At 38.2% G+C, this 2,751-nt stretch carries 4 protein-coding genes; 3 read left to right on the top strand and 1 reads right to left on the bottom strand.

What is annotated here, in order from left to right; all coding sequences use genetic code 11:
• Window positions 1-243: 243 nt before the first annotated feature.
• Genes IV513_RS15275 through IV513_RS15265 form a run of 3 tightly spaced genes read left to right on the top strand, consistent with a single transcriptional unit; the run spans window position 244 to window position 1,845 of the window.
• Window positions 244-1,332, top strand: coding sequence for a Fic family protein (locus IV513_RS15275; protein WP_209391416.1), 1,089 nt, complete (start codon window positions 244-246; stop codon window positions 1,330-1,332).
• Window positions 1,333-1,343: 11 nt separating this feature from the next.
• Window positions 1,344-1,580: a hypothetical protein gene (locus tag IV513_RS15270; RefSeq protein WP_168637790.1), complete on the top strand. Its 237-nt coding sequence runs from the start codon at window positions 1,344-1,346 to the stop codon at window positions 1,578-1,580.
• Window positions 1,564-1,845: a hypothetical protein gene (locus IV513_RS15265; protein ID WP_209391415.1), complete on the top strand. Its 282-nt coding sequence runs from the start codon at window positions 1,564-1,566 to the stop codon at window positions 1,843-1,845. The genes IV513_RS15270 and IV513_RS15265 overlap by 17 nt, the downstream gene beginning before the upstream one ends.
• 571 nt (window positions 1,846-2,416) lie before the next feature.
• On the opposite strand, the gene IV513_RS15260 is transcribed toward IV513_RS15265, so the two are convergent.
• Window positions 2,417-2,751, bottom strand: a 335-nt coding sequence (locus IV513_RS15260; protein ID WP_209391414.1) for a hypothetical protein, incomplete at its 5' end; no start/stop codon positions are given.

The raw sequence follows: 2,751 nt of genomic DNA, 5'->3' as shown, positions 1-2,751 counted from the left end.
AAGCTAAATCGAAGATATTTTGGAGATAGCCTCTTTGAAAGGCTTATTATTGCTAACATTACAGGGTTATGATTAAAAACGGATAATCAAATTTTTTTTAGTTTATATTTTATGATTAGTTTTCCACAATGGTCATTTAGTAGTTCTTAATGTCGAACCATTCGACACATTATTTTGTTTATGTCGAAAATTTTCAATATTTTCGACATAATTATTTTTTAATGTCGAAGCATTCAACATATAATGGCTTACAACAAAAACACACCCTACAATGATTTGCCTGATTTACCGCCTAAATCACTGCAACTCTCACCGGAAATATATAAAAACTTAATCTCTGCTTCACGACATTTGGCAGAACTCAACGGTTTGTGTTCTTCTATTCCCGAACCGCAGTTGCTCATTAACACAATTGTTCTGCAGGAAAGTAAAGACAGTTCCGCAATCGAAAACATTGTCACCACACAGGACGAACTCTATAAAGCCACCACAGAAATCACCGAAGCAACCCAGTCTGCAAAAGAGGTTTTAAGTTACCGCGAAGCATTATACAGGGGATTGGAAAGTATGCGGAAACACAAAGGTCTTTTGCTTACCAAAACAATGGTGGAAATTGTAAAAACCATAAAAAACAATGAAGCAGGAATCAGAAACACGCCTGGAACAGCGCTGAAAAATGCAATTTCAGGGGATGTCATTTATACACCACCCTGCTGTGAAGACGAAATTATTCAGAAACTTTCCGCTTTGGAAAAATTCATTAATGATGACGAACTTTCAGAATTAGATCCATTAATAAAAATGGCTTTAATCCATTATCAGTTTGAATCCATTCACCCATTTTCAGACGGTAATGGCCGAACAGGCAGAATCATCAATGCACTGTATTTGGTTCAGCAGGAATTGTTGTCAATGCCGGTCTTATATTTAAGTTCGTTTATCATAAAAAACAAAGCCCTGTATTATCAGTTATTGCGCGAAGTAACTGAAAAAGAAAATTGGAAGGATTGGGTGATGTATATTTTAAATGGTTTAATTGAAACTTCGCAAACCACCGTTCAGAAAATCAAAAAATTGTTAGAACTGAAAGAGGAAACAGAAGCCAAAATGAAAAAAGTCTTGGGAGCGTCCTACAATCACGACTTATTACAGTTGATGTTCACCTTGCCTTATTTGAAAATTGAAGTTTTGGAAAAAAGAGGGTTAGCGCACAGGCAAACCGCTTCCACTTGGCTCAAAAAACTTTCCGATTCCGGAATCCTCGTTCCTCAAAAAGTCGGCAGAACCAACTACTACGTCAACGAAAAACTTATTGGGATTTTCTCTGAATAAAAAATTTTGCAATGCAAATCAATCTTAAAACTTTTCATAACGAAGATTTCACCTGTCCACAATGCGGTTGGAAAGGTAAAGGATCAGAACTCGATACAGAAAATGTTTCCGAAGAACATTGGATTTTTGATTTTGAATGTCCAAAATGCAGTGAACATATTGGTTCAGGGCAGGCCCCGTTACGCAATGAGAATGATTTTTCCCAGGAAGATTATTCAAAAGATAGTACCGATGGAAGTATTTCGTGATGATTTTGGCCGCCGTATTTGGTTTTATGTTAATCCTACACAGATTGACATAGAATTACAGGATCTGAACGAAGATTTTGAATATGAGCGAAGTGCAAAAGTTACCAATGTAAGTGCAGTTTGTAGGGCTCTGAATTGTCAGTTTTCCGACCTGAAAGAAATATTGGTAAAAAAATTTGGTGGCAAGGTAAACAGTTTCGATTTGTTCACTGAATTTTTATCCGAAAATAATATCAATTATGATTATTATTCTGGTGGTCGTTAAAATTCCCCGCTCTGCCACAGCAAATAACATAATAGAAATTATACGCACACGCCATCGCTTCGGGGATTGCTTCCACTGCGTTACAGCAACTGCCAACAAGGTGTCCCTATAATTTGAGATTATGAAAAATGCTTTCCTTGCAACGGGCAAAGCCCTTTTGCGCCACCGCCTCCCAGCCGCTCGTGTCGTCATCATTTAGAAGATTTGTTTTCCATTAGTAAGCCAACAAATCCCCACCACCCTGCTAAGGATGCAGAAAAATGGTGCAGAAAGTTTCGGGACTGAGCCAGTTCCTACAGCCACTGTATTGCTTTTTTTCAAAGGAAAAGTTTAGTGGCAATACAGTCGCTTCCGTAACCGCGCACAGCAGTATTCCACGCTTAAAAAAAAATACTTTTCCAGCCGCATTATTTTCAGCACACACCAAAAACATTTGGTTTTCATAGGCAAATATTTATAGTATGTTTTTGGCACTTGCTGAAAATGCCCACACTACGCATTTTTTTTTAGCATTCCATACCGCTGTCTTTCCAGCCGCTTGTTACCAGTAGTATATTATTCACTATTGCAGTTAGTTGAAAGTTTTGTAATACACCATTTTTCTGCGAACTTGTTTCCCCATTTTGCCAAAGCTTTCCCAAGTTCCTCCAGTACATAGCCGGCATTCACTTTTCTGATTCTGAACAACCGGTTTTCTCTGCCGTCTATACACTTCCGTCACCGCGCACAGCAGTATGCCGCCAGTCCAAGTATTCCTGTCGCCATACCGCTGTCTTTTCCCTTTCTTCCAACCGCTTTGCATGCAGTTGTCACAAGCAATTATCCCCATCAATCGAAGTTTTGGAATTTCCTTCTTAGAAAGTTCGGGATAAGAAAAAATAAAAAAAAAGAAAGTAAAGGTCTGTT

This window comes from Chryseobacterium sp. RR2-3-20, assembly GCF_017808115.1.
GTDB lineage: Bacteria > Bacteroidota > Bacteroidia > Flavobacteriales > Weeksellaceae > Chryseobacterium > Chryseobacterium oryzae.
Note: the sequence above shows the minus strand (reverse complement) of the source record. Positions and strands in the feature narration are given on the sequence as shown.